This window comes from Brenneria salicis ATCC 15712 = DSM 30166, from assembly GCF_003315515.1.
Lineage (GTDB): Bacteria > Pseudomonadota > Gammaproteobacteria > Enterobacterales > Enterobacteriaceae > Brenneria > Brenneria salicis.
This window is the reverse complement of the sequence record NZ_QNRY01000009.1, coordinates 39,596-59,996: the sequence shown is the minus strand read 5'-3', so window position 1 is coordinate 59,996 and position 20,401 is coordinate 39,596. Positions and strand designations below refer to the sequence as shown.

General features: G+C 53.4%; 18 protein-coding genes. 12 read left to right on the top strand and 6 right to left on the bottom strand.

The features are described from left to right. Positions 1-244: 244 nt before the first annotated feature. Entirely contained in the window at positions 245-1,900 is a 1,656-nt protein-coding gene (locus DES54_RS06225; RefSeq protein ID WP_113865726.1) for a methyl-accepting chemotaxis protein, read from the bottom strand. Between the two features lie 650 nt (positions 1,901-2,550). Here DES54_RS06225 and ugpB point away from each other — a divergent pair. The 6 genes from ugpB to DES54_RS06195 all read left to right on the top strand — a co-directional run bounded on the left by ugpB (position 2,551) and on the right by DES54_RS06195 (position 8,622). Then, a complete protein-coding gene (gene ugpB, locus DES54_RS06220; RefSeq protein ID WP_113865725.1) occupies positions 2,551-3,870 on the top strand; it encodes a sn-glycerol-3-phosphate ABC transporter substrate-binding protein UgpB in 1,320 nt (439 codons plus the stop codon). 64 nt (positions 3,871-3,934) lie between these two features. Beyond that, positions 3,935-4,822: a sn-glycerol-3-phosphate ABC transporter permease UgpA gene (gene ugpA, locus DES54_RS06215; protein WP_113865724.1), complete on the top strand. Its 888-nt coding sequence runs from the start codon at positions 3,935-3,937 to the stop codon at positions 4,820-4,822. Beyond that, a complete protein-coding gene (gene ugpE / locus DES54_RS06210; RefSeq protein WP_113865723.1) occupies positions 4,819-5,664 on the top strand; it encodes a sn-glycerol-3-phosphate ABC transporter permease UgpE in 846 nt (281 codons plus the stop codon). The genes ugpA and ugpE overlap by 4 nt, the downstream gene beginning before the upstream one ends. A gap of 60 nt (positions 5,665-5,724) precedes the next feature. Then, a complete protein-coding gene (locus tag DES54_RS06205) occupies positions 5,725-6,798 on the top strand; it encodes a sn-glycerol-3-phosphate import ATP-binding protein UgpC (protein ID WP_113865722.1) in 1,074 nt (357 codons plus the stop codon). Beyond that, positions 6,798-7,547: a glycerophosphodiester phosphodiesterase gene (gene ugpQ / locus DES54_RS06200; RefSeq protein ID WP_113865721.1), complete on the top strand. Its 750-nt coding sequence runs from the start codon at positions 6,798-6,800 to the stop codon at positions 7,545-7,547. Before DES54_RS06205 ends, ugpQ begins: the two co-directional genes overlap by 1 nt. A gap of 118 nt (positions 7,548-7,665) precedes the next feature. Beyond that, the gene (locus DES54_RS06195) at positions 7,666-8,622 is read left to right on the top strand and encodes an AEC family transporter (RefSeq protein ID WP_113865720.1); all 957 of its coding nucleotides are present in this window, start codon (positions 7,666-7,668) and stop codon (positions 8,620-8,622) included. Between the two features lie 18 nt (positions 8,623-8,640). Here DES54_RS06195 and DES54_RS06190 read toward each other — a convergent pair whose 3' ends face one another. After that, positions 8,641-8,946 (bottom strand): hypothetical protein, encoded by a 306-nt coding sequence (locus tag DES54_RS06190; protein WP_113865719.1) that lies wholly within the window; start codon positions 8,944-8,946, stop codon positions 8,641-8,643. 214 nt (positions 8,947-9,160) lie between these two features. Between DES54_RS06190 and DES54_RS06185 the strand changes: the two genes are divergently transcribed. Continuing rightward, a complete protein-coding gene (locus DES54_RS06185; RefSeq protein WP_113865718.1) occupies positions 9,161-9,625 on the top strand; it encodes a tRNA (cytidine(34)-2'-O)-methyltransferase in 465 nt (154 codons plus the stop codon). A 42-nt stretch (positions 9,626-9,667) separates the two neighbouring features. Here the strand turns inward: DES54_RS06185 and DES54_RS06180 are convergent, their stop codons facing one another. The 4 genes from DES54_RS06180 to cpxR form a co-directional block, all read right to left on the bottom strand. After that, positions 9,668-10,399, bottom strand: a complete 732-nt coding sequence (locus DES54_RS06180; RefSeq protein WP_113865717.1) for a DUF3142 domain-containing protein — start codon at positions 10,397-10,399, stop codon at positions 9,668-9,670. Beyond that, complete coding sequence (locus tag DES54_RS06175; RefSeq protein ID WP_113865716.1) at positions 10,369-12,528, bottom strand: PA5441 family protein; 2,160 nt, start codon at positions 12,526-12,528, stop codon at positions 10,369-10,371. Before DES54_RS06175 ends, DES54_RS06180 begins: the two co-directional genes overlap by 31 nt. A 201-nt stretch (positions 12,529-12,729) precedes the next feature. Further along, positions 12,730-14,100 (bottom strand): envelope stress sensor histidine kinase CpxA, encoded by a 1,371-nt coding sequence (gene cpxA, locus DES54_RS06170; protein WP_113865715.1) that lies wholly within the window; start codon positions 14,098-14,100, stop codon positions 12,730-12,732. After that, complete coding sequence (cpxR, locus tag DES54_RS06165) at positions 14,097-14,795, bottom strand: envelope stress response regulator transcription factor CpxR (RefSeq protein ID WP_113865714.1); 699 nt, start codon at positions 14,793-14,795, stop codon at positions 14,097-14,099. Before cpxR ends, cpxA begins: the two co-directional genes overlap by 4 nt. A 152-nt stretch (positions 14,796-14,947) precedes the next feature. Here cpxR and cpxP point away from each other — a divergent pair, with 152 nt between their 5' ends. From cpxP to pfkA, 5 genes are all read left to right on the top strand, one after another. Continuing rightward, the gene (cpxP, locus tag DES54_RS06160; protein WP_113865713.1) at positions 14,948-15,430 is read left to right on the top strand and encodes a cell-envelope stress modulator CpxP; all 483 of its coding nucleotides are present in this window, start codon (positions 14,948-14,950) and stop codon (positions 15,428-15,430) included. 564 nt (positions 15,431-15,994) lie between these two features. After that, entirely contained in the window at positions 15,995-16,585 is a 591-nt protein-coding gene (locus DES54_RS06155; RefSeq protein WP_113865712.1) for a HupE/UreJ family protein, read from the top strand. Between the two features lie 352 nt (positions 16,586-16,937). After that, positions 16,938-18,122: a sugar transporter gene (locus tag DES54_RS06150; RefSeq protein WP_113865757.1), complete on the top strand. Its 1,185-nt coding sequence runs from the start codon at positions 16,938-16,940 to the stop codon at positions 18,120-18,122. A 46-nt stretch (positions 18,123-18,168) separates the two neighbouring features. Further along, positions 18,169-19,074, top strand: a complete 906-nt coding sequence (fieF, locus tag DES54_RS06145; RefSeq protein ID WP_113865711.1) for a CDF family cation-efflux transporter FieF — start codon at positions 18,169-18,171, stop codon at positions 19,072-19,074. Between the two features lie 214 nt (positions 19,075-19,288). Continuing rightward, complete coding sequence (gene pfkA / locus DES54_RS06140) at positions 19,289-20,251, top strand: 6-phosphofructokinase (protein ID WP_113865710.1); 963 nt, start codon at positions 19,289-19,291, stop codon at positions 20,249-20,251. Positions 20,252-20,401 lie beyond the last annotated feature (150 nt).

Genomic DNA, 20,401 nt, shown 5'->3' with positions numbered 1-20,401 from the left:
CGGTCGGTTTTACTGACAGATGAACATGAACGTCGTACTCTAACTATTAGAAGTAACATTAATTAATTAAATGAACATGATAAAGGTAATGCACCTCTGACCGCGGGGAGAACAGGGCTATAAATTGGCGGCATTTATCCGCATCGGGGCTGATGTTGTCTGTGAGGATATCAGGGGAAGGGCATAGATCCGCGAGAAACGAAAGGCCGCATGCGCGACCTTTAGCGATTGGAGAGCAATGTGTTTAGAATGCTTCCCAGTCTTGCTGCGTGGGGGCGTTACTGGCTAATTTCAACGCCTGAGTCGGGCGAGGCGCTTTCTGTTGACTAGGTTTGCGCGTGTTTTCATCAAGCTGGAAAACACTCATCAGTTCAACCAGTCGTTTGGCCTGATCGCTCAGGCTGTCTGCGGCGGTAGCGGATTCTTCCACCAGGGCGGCGTTCTGTTGCGTCACTTCATCCAACTGATTGACCGCATCGTTAACCTGCGAGATACCATGAGACTGTTCGCGGGTGGTCACCCCGATTTCTGACAGTAATTCGGCCACGCGACGCACCTGATCGACGATTTCGCTCATCGTGTCGCCCGCTTCATTAACCAGAAGCGAACCGGCTTCCACTTTTTCCACGCTTTCGCCAATCAGTTCTTTAATTTCTTTGGCGGCGGATGCGGAGCGTTGCGCCAGTGAGCGAACTTCCCCTGCGACAACCGCGAAGCCACGGCCTTGTTCACCGGCGCGCGCCGCTTCCACCGCGGCGTTCAGCGCCAGAATATTGGTCTGGAAAGCGATACCATCAATCACCCCGATAATGTCGCCGATTTTGCGTGAACTGGAGGTGATTTCGTCCATAGTGTTGACAACATTGTTGACGACATCGCCGCCTTTACCCGCGGTAACGCTGGCGGATTGCGCCAGTTCCGACGCCATATTGACCGTATCGGTGTTCTGCTTGATGGTCACGTTCATCTGTTCCATTGACGCTGCCGTTTCTTGCAGACTTGAAGCCTGCTCTTCCGTCCGCTGGCTTAAATCAGTGTTGCCGATGGCGATTTGGCTGGCGCCGGTAGCGATGGATTCGCTGCTCTGACGCACCTGATCGACGGTGTGGCTCAGGCTATCGCGCATGGATGTCATGGCGGCCAGTACGCTGGTGCTGTCGCCTGGGCGCAGCGCAATTTTCAATGCCAGATTTCCCTCTGCCACCTGCCGGGCGATCTCAACCGCATAGGTGGGTTCGCCGCCAAGCTGTCTTTTGATACGTCGCGTGATGCTCCATGCAATCAATGAACCTAACAACGCCGCGATGACAACCGCAATCAGCATCATTGTCCCGGCGGTTATCGCCTGGCGTTCTGATGTATTGGCGGTCTCCACCGTCAGACCTTTCTGATAGGTGACCATCTCATCCAGCGCACTGAAGACGTTGGCCTGCGCGTCACGCATTTCACCGAACAATATCGCGCGCGCTTCTTGCATTTGCCCAGAGAGGCCTGAATTGATCGCCTTGTTCAGCGTCTCACGGTAGGTTGGGCTCAACTGAGCAAGCGCCTGCACACGCTGACGCGCTTCAGGCGATACCGCGGTATTGCGCAGTGTGTCGAGATGTTTTGCATTACGCGACAGCAGTTCATCAATGCGATTCTTTTCGCTTTCCATTTCCTGACGATTTTCCGTTAGCGCAATATTGCGCACGGAGCGGGAAATGCTATTGATATTGTCTTTTACATCTTGCATCAGCAACAGGTTGTTAATACGTACCTGTGATAACAGTTGAATATTGTTGCCCAATTCGGCCAGTTGCATGCGGCCAAATAAAGCCACAAGGCAGCCTATCAGGATGACGATGGCAAAACCGGAACCGAGCATGGTTCCCAGCTTCATATTTCTTAACATATTCATATGTTCCTTGGTAGGTGGAGACCAGCAGATAAATGCATTTACTGGCGAGAGAGAAAAATGCCTTATAAATCATTTTATTATTATGCATAGTCCAGAAAGTGGTATCTTTGATTCATCCACTTGCCTGACTGAAAAACCGGTGTGAAAGAAGATGACTGCCCATTGTAAAGGGAGATGGAATAAATTGATTACCAGATAAGTGGGTAGAAAACATGCTGATTGTTGCCATTTGATAGCGTAAGACTATTGTAAAATTTAAAGTCGATTCATTTGACTATCAATTGAGTGGTCAGCTCGCGAGGGTGAGTGAATAACGCTTGGCGTTTTCCTGCCGCGTTCACCCGGTTACCGCAAGGTATGGCTTATCGTTATTGGCATAATTTGCGGCGTTCATAAATCCTTGTGTCCTGAGCGGGTTTACTGTCACGTGAGTCATTGAGGTTCAGTTCGGTAAGTCTCTTTGTCATTCTCCCGTCATTCCCCGGTTATTTTTCTGTCATACGCACATGTCATGTTACCTGCGCCATAAAAAACACAGGGTGTGTTTTTCAACGTTGCCCAGCAACGGCCCGAAGGGGAGCGGACAGGATGCCCCTCATAAAACGGCGTCTCTCTGATGCAGGCGCGTCTATCTATTGCAGGAGACTGGCATGTTTAACTCTGACATCCGTAAAGCGACAGCGTGTGTGGTATTAGCGTTGGCTTGCAGCGCCAATGCGCAGGCGGCCACCGAAATCCCTTTCTGGCATTCGATGGAAGGCGAGCTTGGGAAAGAGGTCAATTCCCTGGTCGAACGTTTTAATCAGTCCCACGGCGATGTGAAAATTGTTTCGGTCTATAAAGGCAACTACGAACAGAGTCTGGCCGCCGGGATCGCCGCTTATCGCGCCGGGAATGCGCCAGCGATTTTACAGGTTTACGAAGTCGGCACCGCGACCATGATGGCCAGCAAAGCGATCAAACCGGTTTATGAGGTGTTCAAAGATGCCGGTATCCCTTTCGATGAGTCGGTTTTTGTGCCGACTGTGTCCGGTTATTACACCGATGCGAAAAGCGGCCACCTGCTGTCGCAGCCGTTCAATAGTTCGACGCCCGTACTGTACTACAACAAAGATGCTTTCCAAAAAGCGGGATTGGACCCCGAACAGCCGCCAAAAACCTGGCAGCAAATGGCCGAGTACACCGCGAAGCTGCGTGCGTCCGGCATGAAGTGCGGCTATGCCAGCGGCTGGCAGGGCTGGATTCAGATTGAAAACTTCAGCGCCTGGCATGGTTTGCCGGTCGCCAGCAAAAATAACGGTTTCGATGGCGCTGATGCGGTACTGGAATTCAATAAACCGACGCAGATTAAACACATCCAGTTATTGCAAGACATGAACAAGAAAGGGGATTTCACCTATTTCGGACGTAAGGACGAACCCACCGAAAAATTCTATAACGGCGATTGTGCAATTACCACCGCGTCGTCGGGTTCACTGGCGGATATCCGTCAACACGCCAAATTCAATTACGGCGTCGGCATGATGCCGTATGACGCCGAGGTGTCCGGCGCGCCGCAGAACGCCATTATCGGCGGCGCCAGTCTGTGGGTGATGAACGGCAAAGACGCCGCGACGTATAAAGGCGTGGCTGAGTTTATGCAGTTCCTGGCTCAGCCTGAAATGGCCGCGGAATGGCATCAGAAAACCGGTTATCTGCCAATCACTAAAGCAGCATATGAGTTAACGCAGCGGCAGGATTTCTACGAGCAGAATCCGGGCGCGGATATCGCCACGCGTCAGATGCTGAACAAGCCGCCGCTGGCGTACACCAAAGGCCTGCGTCTGGGCAACATGCAGCAGATCCGCAGCGTGGTGGATGAAGAACTGGAAAGCGTCTGGACCGGGAAAAAAGCGCCGAAGCAGGCGCTGGATAGCGCGGTTGCGCGGGGTAACGCCTTATTGCGTCGCTTTGAGCAATCAACCAGATAACCCATGACATAGGGAGCCGAATGACATCGGCTCCTTTCCCTTTCTGATTGCAATGAGTTAGCGCATGACATCAGCCCGCCCCGTTTTTGGCCGCAGTTGGCTTCCCTATCTTCTGGTTTTTCCCCAGTTGCTCATCACCGTCGTTTTCTTCATCTGGCCTGCGGGTCAGGCGCTGTGGTATTCGGTGCAACGTCTCGATCCGTTTGGCTTGTCCAGCGAATTCGTGGGTATGGAAAACTTTCGCCAATTGTTCAGCGATAGCTACTATCTGGATTCGTTTTACACCACGCTGATCTTTAGTTTTCTGGTGGCGGGGTTTGGTCTGCTGATTTCGCTATTTCTGGCCGCGCTGGTCGATCATGTGATGCGGTGCCGCCGCCTGTATCAGACGTTAATTCTTGTGCCGTATGCGGTGGCGCCGGCGGTCGCGGCGGTGCTGTGGATGTTTCTGTTCAATCCCGGCCTGGGGCTGATCACCCACTTCCTTGGCTCGCTTGGCTACTCATGGAATCATGCGCAGAACAGCGGGCAGGCGATGTTCCTGGTGGTGTTGGCGTCCATCTGGAAACAAATCAGTTATAACTTTCTGTTTTTCCTCGCCGCTCTGCAATCCATTCCCCGCTCGCTGACCGAAGCGGCGGCCATTGACGGCGCCGGGCCGGTGCGCCGCTTCTTTAATCTGGCGCTGCCGCTGATTTCGCCGGTGAGTTTTTTCCTGTTGGTGGTGAATCTGGTTTATGCCTTCTTCGATACCTTTCCGATTATTGACGCCGCCACCGCGGGCGGGCCGGTGCAGTCAACCACCACGCTTATCTACAAAATTTACCGGGAAGGCTTCGCCGGTCTGGATCTGTCCAGTTCGGCGGCGCAGTCGGTGGTGCTGATGCTGTTGGTTATCGGGCTGACGGTGCTCCAGTTCCGTTTTGTTGAACGTAAGGTGAATTACCAATGATTGAGAACCGTCGCGGACTGGATATTTTCAGTCACCTGATGCTGATCGTCGGGATTGTCGCCGTGTTGTTCCCGCTGTACGTGGGGTTTGTAGCGGCCACGCTGAATAATCAGGATGTCTTTCAGTCGCCGATGTCGCTGATGCCTGGTTCGTTTCTGTGGGAAAACTTGCGCGATATCTGGCTGCATGGCGCGGGCAACAGCCCGACGCCGTTTGGCCGGATGCTGTTGAACAGTTTTGTCATGGCGTTGGCGATTACGCTGGGCAAAATCACGGTTTCGATCTTATCCGCTTACGCCATCGTCTATTTTCGCTTTCCGCTGCGCAGCCTGTTTTTCTGGATGATTTTCCTGACGCTGATGTTGCCGGTAGAGGTGCGTATTTTCCCCACGGTGGAAGTGATCGCCAGGCTGGACATGATGGACAGCTACACCGGGTTGACACTGCCGCTGATGGCGTCGGCCACGGCGACCTTTCTGTTCCGGCAATTCTTTATGACCCTGCCGGATGAACTGCTTGAGGCGGCACGCATCGATGGCGCAAGCCCGATGCGTTTCTTCTTCGACATGGTGCTGCCGCTGTCGAAAACCAATCTGGCGGCGCTGTTCGTGATTACCTTCATCTATGGCTGGAACCAGTATCTGTGGCCGTTGCTGATCATCAGCGATGCCAATCTGGGGACGGCGGTCGCCGGCATCAAAAGCATGATCGCCTCCGGCGACGGCGCGACCCAGTGGAATCAGGTAATGGCCGCGATGCTGCTCACTCTGCTGCCGCCGCTGTTGGTGGTGTTGTTGATGCAGCGCTGGTTTGTGCGCGGTCTGGTGGATAGCGAAAATTAACGGGCGAGGCTTGCTCGCCGATCAACGTGTGCTGCTGTGCGGCGTTCAAAAGGTTTTTCTATGGCATGTTTAAAACTTCAGGCCGTCACCAAGTCCTATGATGGCAAAACGCAGGCGATCCACCCCATCGATCTGGATGTCGCCGATGGCGAATTTGTGGTGATGGTCGGGCCGTCGGGGTGTGGAAAATCGACGCTGCTGCGTATGGTGGCGGGGCTGGAACGCGCCACCAGCGGAGATATCTACATTGGCGATCAACGTGTGACCGAACTGGAGCCCAAAGATCGCGGTATTGCGATGGTGTTCCAGAACTACGCGCTGTATCCCCATATGAATGTGTATGACAATATGGCCTATGGGCTGAAAATTCGTGGCTTTGGCAAAGCGCAGATTCGTCAGCAAGTGGAAGAGGCGGCGCGTATTCTGGAACTGATGCCATTATTGCAGCGCAAACCGCGCGAGCTTTCCGGCGGGCAGCGCCAGCGTGTCGCGATGGGGCGGGCGATTGTGCGCGAACCCGCGGTATTTTTGTTTGATGAGCCGCTATCGAATCTGGACGCCAAACTGCGCGTGCAGATGCGTCTGGAGTTGCAGCAACTGCATCAGCGACTAAAAACCACCAGCCTGTATGTAACGCACGATCAGGTGGAAGCCATGACGCTGGCGCAATGCGTGATTGTGATGAATAAAGGCATTGCCGAGCAAGTGGGTGCGCCGTCGGAAATTTATCGCCGTCCGGCTACGCGGTTTGTGGCCAGTTTTATCGGTTCCCCGGCCATGAATCTTTGGTCGGGGCGGATCAGCGATGACGGTTGCCGCTTCGAGATTGGCGGCGATATCGCGCTGGCGCTGCCGACGGCGAAACCGCAATGGCGCGGACGTGAATTGACGCTTGGGGTAAGACCGGAGCATATTCAACTGGCAACGCGCGAAACCGGCGGTATCCCGCTACAGGTTTCGACATTGGAACTGTTGGGCGCGGACAATCTGGCGCATGGGCAGTGGGGCGGACAGAACGTGATCGCACGTTTATCTTATGAACATTGTCCGGCGGTTGGATCGACGCTCTGGCTGCATCTGCCTGAGCAGGCATGGCACTTGTTTGATTCGCAAAGCGGATTACGGATGAAATAATGACGACGCTCTGGCCTTACCCGAAAATTGTCGCCCATCGCGGCGGCGGTTCACTGGCGCCGGAAAACACACTGGCGGCGATTGATGTGGGCGCGAGTCTGGGCCATCGGATGATCGAGTTCGATGCCAAGCTATCGCAGGATGGCCAAATCTTTTTATTGCATGACGACACGCTGGAACGAACCAGTAACGGCAGCGGGATTGCGGGCGAGCTAGCGTGGGATCAATTGATTGGTCTGGATGTCGGCGGCTGGTTCGGGGAGACATTCGCTGGCGAGCGATTGCCGCTGCTCTCAGAAGTGGCAAAACGCTGCGCGCAATATGGCATGGCGGCCAATATTGAGATCAAGCCGACCACCGGTCAGGACACGCAGACCGGGCGGGTTATCGCGCTGGCCGCGCGTCAGTTGTGGGCTGATGATCCGATAGCGCCGCTGCTCTCCTCCTTTTCCGTAGCGGCATTGGCCGCCGCTCAGCAAGCCGTGCCGGAATTGCCGCGCGGCTTGCTATTGGATGAGTGGGACGAGAATTGGCAACACCTGACGCAATGTCTCGGATGCGTGTCCATTCATCTTAATCATCAGCTTCTGACGGCGGAACGGGTCGCCGAACTGAAAGCCGCCGGTCTGCATATTCTGGTCTATACCGTCAATCAACCGGATCGGGCGCAAATTTTGCTGGATTGGGGCGTTGACTGCATCTGTACTGACCGGATAGATTTAATCGGGGCGGATTTCGCAACCGGCTGAAATTTTCCCGCTTTATCCCAAGCCGATCTTGTCTCGCGGGACGCTGACGCGTCTGCGAGGCGCAAGTGACGGGTATAGGCTTTCCGCTATGGGTGCCGGTAATTAAGGAAGTGGCTCAATGCCCGCATTTGTTATTTCTCTCTGGCACCAGATTTTTCTGTCGTTACCGTTGTTTGTGCTGATCGCATTGGGCTACTGCCTGATCCGCTACGGCAAGTGGCCGACCGCCATTACCGATGGCATGAGTCGTTTTGTCTTTTCCGTGGCGATGCCCGCCATGCTGTTCCGTTTGATGAGCGATTTTTCCAAGCGCCCGGTGGTGGATGCCCGGTTGTTGATTGCGTTTTTCGGTAGCTGTCTGGTGGTTTTTGTGCTGGGGCGTATCGTGGCGCGCAAAATCTTTCGGCTTGATGGCGTTTCCGGTTCTATTTTTGCGCTGAGCGGTATCTTCTCCAACAATGTGATGCTTGGGTTGCCGATCGCCACGCTGATGCTGGGGGAAGAGGCGATCCCGTCCGTCGCGCTGGTGGTGGTATTCAACGGTCTGATCCTGTGGACGCTGGTGACGGTATCGGTGGAGTGGGCGCGTAACGGGGCGTTGTCGTTGCAGGGCTTTACCAGGACCGCGCTGGGCGTGCTGAAAAATCCGCTGATCATCGGCATTCTGTCCGGTACGGCTTTCAGCCTGACCGGGCTGTCGCTGCCGAGCTATGTCGATCAGCCATTGAGCATGCTGGGGCAGATTGCGGTGCCATTGTCGCTGATTGCGCTCGGCATGGGGCTGGCGGAATACCAAATCCGCGACGGCTGGCAAATCAGCAGCGTGATTTGCGCCATCAAGCTGTTGGTGCAGCCGCTGGTGGTGTGGGGCCTTGCGATTGCGCTGGGATTGCCGGAAATGGAAACCCGTGTCGTGGTACTGCTTGGCTCAATGGCGGTCGGCGTGAATGTGTATCTGATGTCGCGCCAGTTCAACGTGCTGGGCGGCCCGGTGGCCTCCAGCCTGCTGATGTCAACGGCGCTGGCCGCGGTGACCACGCCGTTGATACTGACCCTGTTGGGCGTGCGCTTATAAGCGGATAACGCGGATAACTCAGGGCGTTTGTCGTTGCGGTATTGGTTGCGGCGTCGCTTGCTGTGTCCGCGTCTGATTTTGCTGTAACTGCTGCTGACGCTGTTGTTGCAACTGCGTGTTGCGTTGCTGTAGCTGCTGATTCAACTGTTGTTGCTGCGATTGTTGATTCTGCTGCATGCGCTGTTGTAACTGGCGCTGGCTGCTGATGCCGTTTTCGAATTGCTGCTGTCGGGCCGATGGCGCTTGTACCGTATTGGCCTGCGCCGTCCACGACAGACTAAACAACGTGAGCAGCGCGGTCGCCAGTGTGAATGCATACTTCATCATGTCCTCCACGGCACCTTATGTGCCAAGACCGTGATATCTTGCGGATGAACCGGAATGCCGGTAACGGTTATTTGCCCCGATACTTACAGTGTAATCGCCACGGGGCAAAACGTCGTCATGAGTTATCCTATTCTGGCCCTCGGCTTTTTTGGTTGCTCTGGGGGAATGTTATATACTGGCGCGGAATTTTCCTTTGCGGCTAAGTTATCCCATGTTTCATATTGCGCTCTATGAGCCACAAATCGCCCCGAATACCGGAAACATCATCCGTCTGGCCGCCAATAACGGCTGTAGCCTGCACCTGATCGAACCGCTGGGTTTCGATTTCGAAGAGAAGAAACTGCGCCGTGCCGGGCTGGATTACCACGACCTGGCCAACGTCAGTCGTCACCGCAACTATCAGGATTTTCTGGCGGTGGTGTCCGGCAAACGTATTTTCGCCTGCACCACCAAAGGCAGTCGTCCTTACGACCAGCCCGCCTATCAACCGGGGGATGTGTTGCTGTTTGGCTCGGAAACCGCCGGTTTGCCCGATGCGATCCGGGACGGTTTCCCGCCTGATTTTCGTATTCGTATTCCGATGCAGCCTGATAGCCGTAGCCTGAACCTCTCGAATGCCGTGGCGGTCATCAGTTATGAAGCCTGGCGGCAGAATGGTTTTGGCGGACGTGCCTGAAGCGGGCGCAAGCAGGCGGTTTTCGGTTGACGGCTACGTTTTTCACGGCGGGTTGATCAGAAAAACCACCTCGCCGCGATAATAGGGCGAGCGCGCCAACCGTTGTTGCCACTGCCTGTTCCACTTGCCATGCTGTACCAGCCCCAGACGAAAAGGCAGTTTCAGTTTGAGTAGGGCGGGAAGATAATCGACATAATTGGTGACGGTATTACGTCCCTGATAAGTCTGCACCACCAGTTCATCCACGCTCTCATGCAGGCGGTTCAGTTGCGCGACATCGCCCGTTTTTGACCAGTCGAGCAAACCGGTGATGCTGATTTGGCAATCCGCTGGCAATCTTTTGCGTAGTTGTTGTAAAAACGCGACGTAGCCTGCCAGTTGATAGCTTTTCGCGTCAAAATCGATTTGAATCCCTTTAACCTGATTACCGTGGCTGCGCCAGTTCTCGCGCAATTTAAGCATGCGGTTGAGATGTCGGTCTGAAAGATCCAGCGTGGTCATACGATAAGAGAGCCAGATAGTGGCAACGCGCAGTTTGCTGGGCGGGAGCCCCTGACGCAGAAAGACCAATTTCCCCTGTCGGCGGGCGATTTCCCCCTGATGCAGATAAAGCGTCTGAGCCTGATGCAGGACCGGCTGTGGCCGGACGGCGACCCATAGCCAGAAAGCCTGATAGCGGCTGGCGTCGACGGTGGCGGCCTGAGCGCTGAATGCCAGCGCCCAGGCCAGCATCAACGCTTGCGTTACCAGTAATATTTGAGCCGGTCTGCCCACACGCTGCCTTTGAATTCGGTTTTCAGCCGGGTAAACCAGGCCTTGCGGGTCGCTTTGCTGATGTCTTGTTGACCGCAATCGTTATAGCCGCTGGGCGCATAGCAATAGACTGCCCGGTAAAGGGCGTAGCTCTTGTCTTCCGGCGGGGCATTCGCATCGGCAATCACTTGCATATAGCCATCCAACCGGTTGTATTCGCGCCCATTGAACTGTGTCAGCGCGTTGGTCAGCCCATCCAGCATATTGCTTTCCCCCCAGTCGAATCCGACGCTGTTGCCGGTACGCAGGAAGAACTCACCGAGGCAGTTAATCGCGCGGGTATCTTTCGCGTGCTGGTTCAACGTATTCACCACGCTATCCAGCGCCGGACACTGATACCCTGATTCTGTGTCGCTGCCGTTCCAGTCAAACACGGCCAGATTTTCCTGATCCCAACGGCTGTTTTCAGAACTTTTCAGCGGCGCGATAGCTTTCCTGAGCGCGCTGTCTTGCAAGTAGCTGGCATAATCGCCGTGGGTGAGCGATTTGGTCAGAAGCGTATGCAGGGCGATGGCCCGCTCCTCATGGGTTTGTTGCGGGCCGGTCTGTTGCCGCAGTAAATCGGCGTTGGCGCTGACTTTGAGGACAGCCGAACGGAAGCGCAGGTTTTTGACCGGGCTGTCAGCGGCGAAAATCCGCTCAGGATGACCCGCCTTCACCCACGTTTCGGCCAGCGCCAGTTGCAGAAATTGCTGCTGGGTATAGTCCGTTTTCAAGGTCAGCAGACGACGCCAGTGAGTTTCGGCTTCATCCCAGCGTGACTGCCGCTGAAGCGCCTGACCGCGCAACACCTGTAAACTAAAGCGGGTGGTGTCCGTGAGATCGCGCTCGTCAGTCACCGGGATAAGATTGACCACGGCGGCATAATCTTTCTGACCATAGAATCGCCAGGCGGCTTGCAAATAACGAAACTCGGTTTGCATGTCGGCATTATCAAACAAAGGTTGCTGAGCCGGCAACGCGTCTGCGGATAGCGCGGTCAGGTTCGTCCTGCCGTCATTGGCCCGCAGACGTTTAAGATCCTGCACCAGCATCAACATCGGACTTTCCGCTGTAGTGATGAATGTCGCGTTTTCCAGTAGTTTATTATCAATTTCGTCGCTTAATGCCTGTAAATCGGCGACGTTATCGGTTTTTTCCAATGCCTGCTGATAGGTTTTCGGCAGGGCGTTCACATCGCCGATGATCCAGTAAGCCCGGCGATAAAGGCCTTGCGCCGAATCGCGGTACAGACCCTGCGGATATTGCTTCAGATAGTCGTCAATGCGCTGTATCGCGGCCAAACCCGCTTGCTTGTCGGCTTTGCTGGCATCGAACATGTTGTATTCGTCAAATGCGTGTTGCATGGACTGATTGATCTTCACGCGTATCAGCATGTAACGCGCGGTTTCGGCAACCCACGGTTGTGAGGCTTGCGTCAATGACTGGAAGCCGTATTCTGCCTGATCAAACTTGCCTTCATAAAAAGCCTGCGCATTGACCAGATAATGCTTCAGCGATCCGGCATGACCCTCATCCGGCACACGGGCGAGCTCAGAGGATAAGGCGGACGCCGTATAATCGGGCGACAGCATGTTCATTCGCGCCAGCGCCAGCGGGGTACGCTGGCTGTCGGTTAGTTGTTGATCGGCCAGCAGCACGTCAAAAACTGCCTCGACGGTGGTCACATCATTCGATATTTGCCGACCTTCACCTTCGCCGGACGTCAGCGCGCCCAACGTCTCCTGTACGGTTGGCGACAGGTGAAGCTGCTGAGACTTTTGCTGCAATGGCGTGATGTCTGGTGCGGACGTGGCTGGTTGGCTGGGGTCTTCTGTCGCCGCCAATCCCATCACACGGTAGGCCGTGAAGGGATCAATGCGCGTATGGGTTTGATCGGGCAGCGGCTGAGGCAGTGGTAATTCAATATGGCGGCGGCTGCTCTGCAATAACATCAAATTGACGCGCGTGTCATTATCCGGCAAGAGGTAAGGAAGGGCGGGTATTCCGCATTCCGCGTCGGAAAAACCGCAAAGACCGTCGGCGGAACTGAAAGCATGGCTGCTAAATAAAACGCTTAGCACACCTGCCAGCAGCGTTACTCCTTTCATCGGTGTGTTCCTATTGGATGAGGTGTCTGACCATAGACGAGTCTGCCGATTTCGGTCATGCATGGCTCGCTTTAAGCGAAATTCAAGACTAAGCCGGATAGGATGGATGCTGCGGCTCAGCATCCATAGAGAATAGCACCGTGAAAAACAACCATGAGTCAATCAAGCGCCGGCGGGCGATCTATCGTGTGCTGACATCGTTCAGCGCTGGTCTAAAGGCAGCCAGATAATTAACCGCAGTCCCCCTAACGGGCTGTCTTCAGCTTTCACCCAACCTTTATGTTGGGTTACAGCGGTTTCCACAATCGCCAATCCCAATCCTGTGCCGCCGGATTCACGATCGCGGGCTTCATCCGTGCGATAGAATGGCCGGAAAATCTGTTCGCGATCTTCCGGGCTGACGCCTGGGCCATCGTCGTCAACTTTGATGGTGATGCCCTGATTATTGACGGCGAATGCGACAGCAATGTGATGATGGGAATAACGTAGCGCGTTGCGCACGATATTCTCCAGCGCGCTTTCAAGCGCATTCGGGTTACCGAAGAGCGTCCACGGACCCGGCGGATAAGTGACTTCCAGGGTTTTCCCCATTTGCTCCGCTTCAAACGCCGCATCGTCCAGCACATCGCCCCACAACTCATCCGCCCGTAGAAATTCGCGGGTTAGCTCATTCTTATGCTGGTTGCGTGACAGGACCAGCAGATCATTGATCATGCTGTCGAGCCGCTGGGTTTCTATCTCGATGCGGTTAAGCTCATTCCCCTCGCCTTGCCGCCTGCGCAGGAGCGCGGTGGAAAGCTGTAAGCGCGTAAGCGGAGTGCGCAACTCGTGCGAAATGTCTGACAGCAGACGTTGCTGTGCCGTTACCATGCGCTCAAGCGCACTGACCATCTGGTTAAAGCTGACGCCTGTCGCCTGAAATTCCTGTGGCCCGGATTCCAGTTCAGGATGTTGACGCAAATTGCCCCGTGCCACCTCGTCAGCCGCGTTTTTCAATTTACGGGCGGGTTTGGCGAGACTCCAGGCAAGCCATAACAGCAAGGGGGAACTGATTAACATGGTGAAAATCAGCAACAGTAGAGGCCGGTCGAACAACAGGCTGATAAAGTCTGACTGAAGGCTGCTGGCCGGACGTATCAGGTAAAGTTGATAATTGTCTTCACCGTCCCGGATGGAAAACGGCCCCAGTAATTCAATGCGGCCATACTTTTTCTTTTGCGGATGATCGGCGTTATCCGACAGGCCGATAAAGTTGCGCACAATTTGCGTTTCGTTTTTCTGAGCGCCCAACACTCGCCCTTCGCTGGTAACCAGCAAAAGGCGCTGTCCCGGCGGCGCCCATTTCTCAATGACCCAGAACAGCCTTAACCACCAACGTAAATCGTTGGCGGGGGTGTTGGCCAGATCGGTTTCAATATGTTGTTCCAACATAAGCCCTTGCCGCTGCTCATTTTCCAGCAGTGCCGTCAACTGGCGGGAATCCAGTTTGGGCACCATCAACACCAGCATGAGCACCAGCGCCAGCGTTAGCCAGAAAATAGCGAAAATTCGTGCGGTCAGGCTACTTATCATGCAGCGGATACCATCAGATAACCCCGGCCACGCAAGGTTTTAAACCAGGGCAACCCATCTTTGCGCTCTGGTAATTTACGCCGCAGATTGGAGATATGCATATCAATGGCGCGGTCAAAGGGCGTCAGACGTTTGCCTAACACTTCCTGGCTCAGATGTTCGCGCGACACCACCTGACCCAGCCGCTGGGCCAGCAGGTAGAGCAAGGTAAATTCCGTTCCCGTCAGATCCAGCACGGTATCGTCAAAGCTGGCTTCCTGACGTCCAGGATTTAGCCGCAGACCGTCAACTTCCAGCGTCGGCGCCGTGTTTTCGCCGCTCTGTTGTTGATCCGTCCAGTTTGAACGACGTAAAATGGCCCGGATACGCGCCACCAGTTCACGATCGTTGAAGGGTTTCGGCAGATAATCATCCGCGCCTAATTCCAGACCGAGTACCCGATCCAGTTCACTGCCACGCGCGGTCAACATAATAACCGGCGTCTGATGTTGCTGACGGAGTTCCTTTAATGTGTCGATGCCGTTCTTTTTAGGCATCATCACATCCAGCAAAAGCAAGTCAATTGTATTATCCAAAGCATTTAATGCCTGCTCGCCGTCATCGGCGACCACGACATTAAATCCTTCCATTTCGAGCAACTCTTTTAGTAAAGAGGTCAACTCCTTATCGTCATCAACCAGCAGGATCTTGTTCATGTTTTATCTACCTCCAGGGGCAAAATACGCCATAGATTAATGGTATTCCATGACTTTACGTAGTTTTACATCCTCTGACGCATGTTTGCAGCAAGACAATTAGACTGATGCTCATTGATTCACAGAACAGTACACCAAATGGGGAGTTATTGATGCAACCGGCCACAATGTTATCTCTTGCTTCACTGCTGATGCTGAGTTCTCTCACTGCATTTGCGACAGATGCTGGGAGTGCGACTGTGGATGGCTGGCATCATGATGACTCCGCGATGAAACGTCTGCCCGATCAGCGGACAATGTTTGATGGCGTGAAGCTAACCGAGCAACAACGCCAACAAATGCGCGATCTTATGTATCAAGGGCGTCAGGATGTGACGCCGTTTAATACGCAAGATGTTGAAACCATGCATAATCTGTTGACAGCTAACGTGTTTGATGAAGATGCGGTTCGCAAACAAATTACCAGGATGATGGAAGTACAGATTGAACGGCAGGTACAAATGACGCGCGTGCGCAATCAAATGTACAACTTACTGACGCCAGAACAGAAAAATATTCTGGAGCAGAAGCACCAGCAACGAATGCAGCAAATGGAACGGCAGATCTCATTGTTAAATCAGATGCCGTCGCCATAGTCAGGCAACCTTGTTAACCCTGAAGTAATCGTGTGAGTAGTGTGTTGTTCGAGTAGTAATAAAGTAGATACACCCTGTTTTCCTTGCCATAGACACCATCCCTGTCTTTTCGCCCTCCATGATGGAGGGCTTTTTTTTTGCGGTTTTTCAGGCAACTCCGTTAAAATAAAGGAATATTGTGTGATCGCAAACGGTTAAATATCATTCTGGCAATTGAATAATTGGGCGTTGCGCCATCAAAGGTACAATGCGTGATAGTAAAAAAGCTGATATTTCGCCTGAAATGGCGCTTCGTTGAGCAATTCTTTTGGGGGGAACCACTGATGTATAGCTGGGAATGCAACGAGTTTTGACCTGTGGGGACTCGGCAATCGCGGGATCTTTCCGTTCCGCCCCGTTTGGAAGTCGCGTAATCTCCTCTATCCTGCCCTTCACAGATCATATTTTTTCGCTTTCCTCGCCTGCTTTTCATAAAAAATTAATTTAAATCATAATGCAGAGCTTGAATATTGAGCTAAATAGCGAGACGACAAACATTACAACATCACTATTTTGGTGGAAAATATGAGCATAAATGTCAAACGCGCGTTGGTATTGGTACTGGCTTTATTCCCCACACTGGTGTTTGCGCACACGGGCAACGATGGCGGGACACATCATGTATTCGGTTTTACCGAGGGATTCACTCATCCACTTTCTGGTTTGGATCACTTGTTTGCGATGACGCTGGTTGGCGTATGGAGTGCGATGAATACGCGTAAATGGTGGATGGCTCCTCTGTCGTTTGCGTCCTTGTTGCTGGTTGGGGCGCTGATCGGTATGGCGGGCGTGGTGATCCCTGCTACAGAGCAAATCGTTGCGGCATCTTTATTGGGCGTCGGTCTAATGGTGGCGATGCAATTGAAGTTGTCCTCGATTGCGGGCGCGTTGAGTATCGGCGCTTTTGCGATATTTCATGGTCTGGCTCATGGGGCGGAACTTTCCCATTCGACCTCGGCACTATCAGGGATGGTGATCGCCACCGCACTGCTACATATTTTGGGGCTGGGGATTGGGTATTTGCTGGTCTGTTCAAAATCGACGGTATGGTGGCCACGTCTGATCGGCGGTTGTTCTTCCGTATTGGGCCTGGGTTTGCTGAGTGGTTTGATTTAATTCCCGCTTGTTATCGGTTTGCTTGAAACCAGCCCGTGACGGCTGGTTTTTTTATTATGCCGGCATCACGGCAGAAAAGGCGGGAGGCGAGGGTGAAATTCATCCAGATAGAATGGCACGAAAAAAACAGCACAAGGAATGGCTAAGGCGTAGAATATAAGTTATCAAAATGATGCTTACGAAGGTTCTCGCACCGATTTTCTGAAACCTCATAAAAGCACGCTGAAACACCGTTGACCGCCGTATTTTATCCGGTGATGTCATACTTTTTCTGTACTCTTGCCTCACCGCGTCAGGCTCTGTCAAAGCAGGGCGGCGTATTCCTTTATGTTAACTTTTGATTATCAAAATCATGACCCGTTCTTCGCGATCGACTGCCTGGATGAGAGTGATCAGCCTCTCTCTGGCTGCTTTTATTTTTAACACCGCTGAGTTTGCTCCCGTTGCTTTGCTGTCTGATATCGCGGCCAGTTTTTCAATGAGCGCCGCGCAAGTTGGACTGATCATCACCATCTATGCCTGGGTTGTCGGGTTGATGTCGCTGCCGTGTATGCTATTTTCCAGCGATATGGAGCGGCGCGGCTTGCTGATCAAAATCTTTATTCTGTTCGTTGTCAGCAACATATTGTCCGGTCTGGCCTGGAACTATTGGGTATTGGTGATCGCGCGTATCGGTGTGGCATTGGCGCATGCGGTTTTCTGGTCGATTACCGCATCTTTGGCCGTGCGTCTGGCGCCCGCGGATAAAAAAGCGCAGGCGCTGAGCCTGCTGGCGACAGGCACGGCGCTGGCGATGGTGCTGGGGCTACCGTTGGGGCGCGTGGTGGGCCAATATCTGGGCTGGCGTACTACTTTTGCGATAATCGGCGTGGTCGCCGCCGCTATTATGGTGGTGATGATGAAATTGCTGCCAGAATTACCCAGCAGCAATGCTGGTTCGCTGAAAAGTTTGCCCTTGCTGCTTAAACGGCCCGCGTTACTGTGTATTTACGGCCTGACCGTGATGATTATCACCGCACATTTTACGGCCTACAGTTACATTGAGCCGTTCATTCAAAAAGTAGCTCTGCTGAGTGAAAATTTCACCACCATGCTATTGCTGCTCTTCGGCGGCGCCGGAATTATCGGCAGCATGTTGTTCAGCCGCTACAGCAGCCAATATCCTTCCGGCTTCCTGGAGGCCTCGTTCGCTTTGCTGACGATGTGTCTGCTGCTGCTGACGCCGTCGTCATTCAGCGGCTGGAGCATGTCGCTGTTATGCGTCGCGTGGGGGATAGCGATTATGGCGTTGAGTCTGGCGATGCAGGTCAAAGTGTTGACGCTGGCTTCGGATGCGACGGATGTCGCCATGGCGCTTTATTCCGGTATTTACAACCTAGGTATTGGCGGCGGCGCGTTGCTGGGCAACCAGGTGATTACGCACCTGGGACTGGCGGAAATTGGCTTTATGGGCGCGGCATTGGGATTGGTGGCGCTGTTATGCTGCATTTTTACGTTTAGCCGTTATGCCCGCGTGCTAAACGCGTCGATGAACTGAATAAAGGTATCCACTGGGCGTTTCTTTCCTGAGTGATGAGGGCATTATGAATTCAGACTATGCTCGCCTGGTTACGCTGGCGGCGTTTAGCGCGACTGCCGTTGCCTTGATCCTGTTCGTGATGAAGGTGTTCGCCTGGTGGCATACCGGCTCAGTGAGCCTGCTGGCTTCCCTGGTGGATTCGCTGGTTGATATCGCCGCTTCGCTGATTAACCTGCTGGTGGTTCGTTATTCGCTTCAGCCTGCGGATCTTGAACATACGTTTGGTCATGGCAAAGCCGAATCATTGGCAGCGATGGCGCAAAGCATGTTTATTTCCGGTTCCGCGCTGTTTCTGATATTGACCGGTTTGCAACACACGTTGACACCTGGGACGCTGAATTCGCCGGAAGTGGGGATGGGCGTGACGGTGATAGCATTGCTGTCAACGTTGCTGTTGGTATCGTTCCAGCGTTGGGTGGTCAAGCGGACGCATAGTCAGGCGATACGGGCGGATATGCTGCACTATCAGTCCGATTTGCTGATGAATGGTGCAATCCTGATTGCGTTGATATTGAGCTCGAAAGGCGTCACTCGCGCCGATGCGCTATTTGCGCTGGGCATTGGTGTTTATATTCTGTACAGTGCCTTACGCATGGGTTCCGAAGCGGTACAGTCTTTATTGGATCGCGCGCTGCCGGATGAAGAGCGGGACCTGATTGTCGAGATTATCTCCAATTGGCAGGGTATTCGCGGTGCGCACGATTTACGAACCCGGCGTTCCGGGCCGACCCGTTTTATTCAACTGCATCTGGAGATGGATGACGCTTTGCCGCTGGCGCAATCGCATCAAATTGCCGATGACCTAGAGCAGGCGTTGCTCAAACAATTCCCCGGCTCTGATATCATTATCCATCAGGATCCGGTTTCGGCGGTGCCGGAAGAACAGAAAGGGCGATTGAAGATGTCGTAACAACCTGAACCTGATACGGTTGTCGTCTGTTTATGGTTAAAATGCGTTTGTCATGAATATTTAAGCGCAATCCAGCCTGACCTGAATCAATTCAGCTGCGTGTATTTGTTATATTATGCTAATAAAAGATGAGAGGTTGCTGTCGGAGTAACAGCGGCAACCCATTTATGATAGAAGAATCTGCGAAATTACATCTACAAGTCCAGAGGTTGTCATGATTAAAAAAATCGGAGTATTGACGAGCGGTGGTGATGCGCCCGGAATGAATGCGGCAATTCGTGGCGTGGTGCGTGCCGCGCTGACAAAAGGGCTGGAGGTGTTCGGCATCTATGATGGCTATCTGGGCTTGTATGAGAATCGAATGGCTCAATTGGATCGCTACAGTGTGTCAGATATGATAAATCGTGGCGGTACGTTTCTGGGTTCGGCGCGTTTCCCTGAGTTCCGTGATGAAAAAGTGCGTGAAGTCGCCATTCAAAACATGAAAAATCAGGGATTGGACGCGCTAGTGGTGATCGGCGGCGATGGTTCCTATATGGGGGCTAAGCGGCTGACTGAAATGGGATTCCCATGTATCGGTCTGCCTGGCACCATTGATAACGATGTGGCCGGAACAGACTATACCATTGGTTACTTTACGGCGCTGGAGACGGTGCTGGAAGCGATTGACCGCCTGCGTGATACCTCTTCATCCCACCAACGTATCTCGATCGTTGAAGTCATGGGACGGCACTGTGGTGATTTGACGTTGGCGGCGGCGATTGCCGGCGGCTGTGAATTTATCGTATTGCCGGAAGTGCCGTTCAGCCCGGAAGATCTGGTGAGTGAAATTAAAGCCGGTATCGATAAAGGTAAAAAACACGCGATTGTGGCGATCACCGAACATATTTGCGATATCAACGAACTGTCGAAATATATCCAGAAAGAAACGGGCCGCGACACGCGCGCCACTGTGCTGGGCCATATTCAGCGCGGCGGTTCCCCGGTAGCGTATGACCGTATTCTGGCTTCCCGGATGGGCGCGTATTCTATTGAACTGTTGCTGCAAGGCTACGGTGGGCGCTGCGTTGGCATCCAGAACGAAAAACTGGTGCACCACGACATTATCGATGCCATTGAGAACATGAAGCGCCCCTTCAAAGGCGATTGGCTCGAAACCGCTAAAATGCTGTTCTAATCCCCTCGTCAGGCGCTTGCAAGGCGCAATGACAGCCTACTGATAAACCTGCGTTTTTCGGGGGTTTTTTTCGCTCATGGCGGGGAACGCGGACGCTTTTTCTGACACTTACCCTACAGGCTTTACTGTGGCGCGGATGTCATCATAACT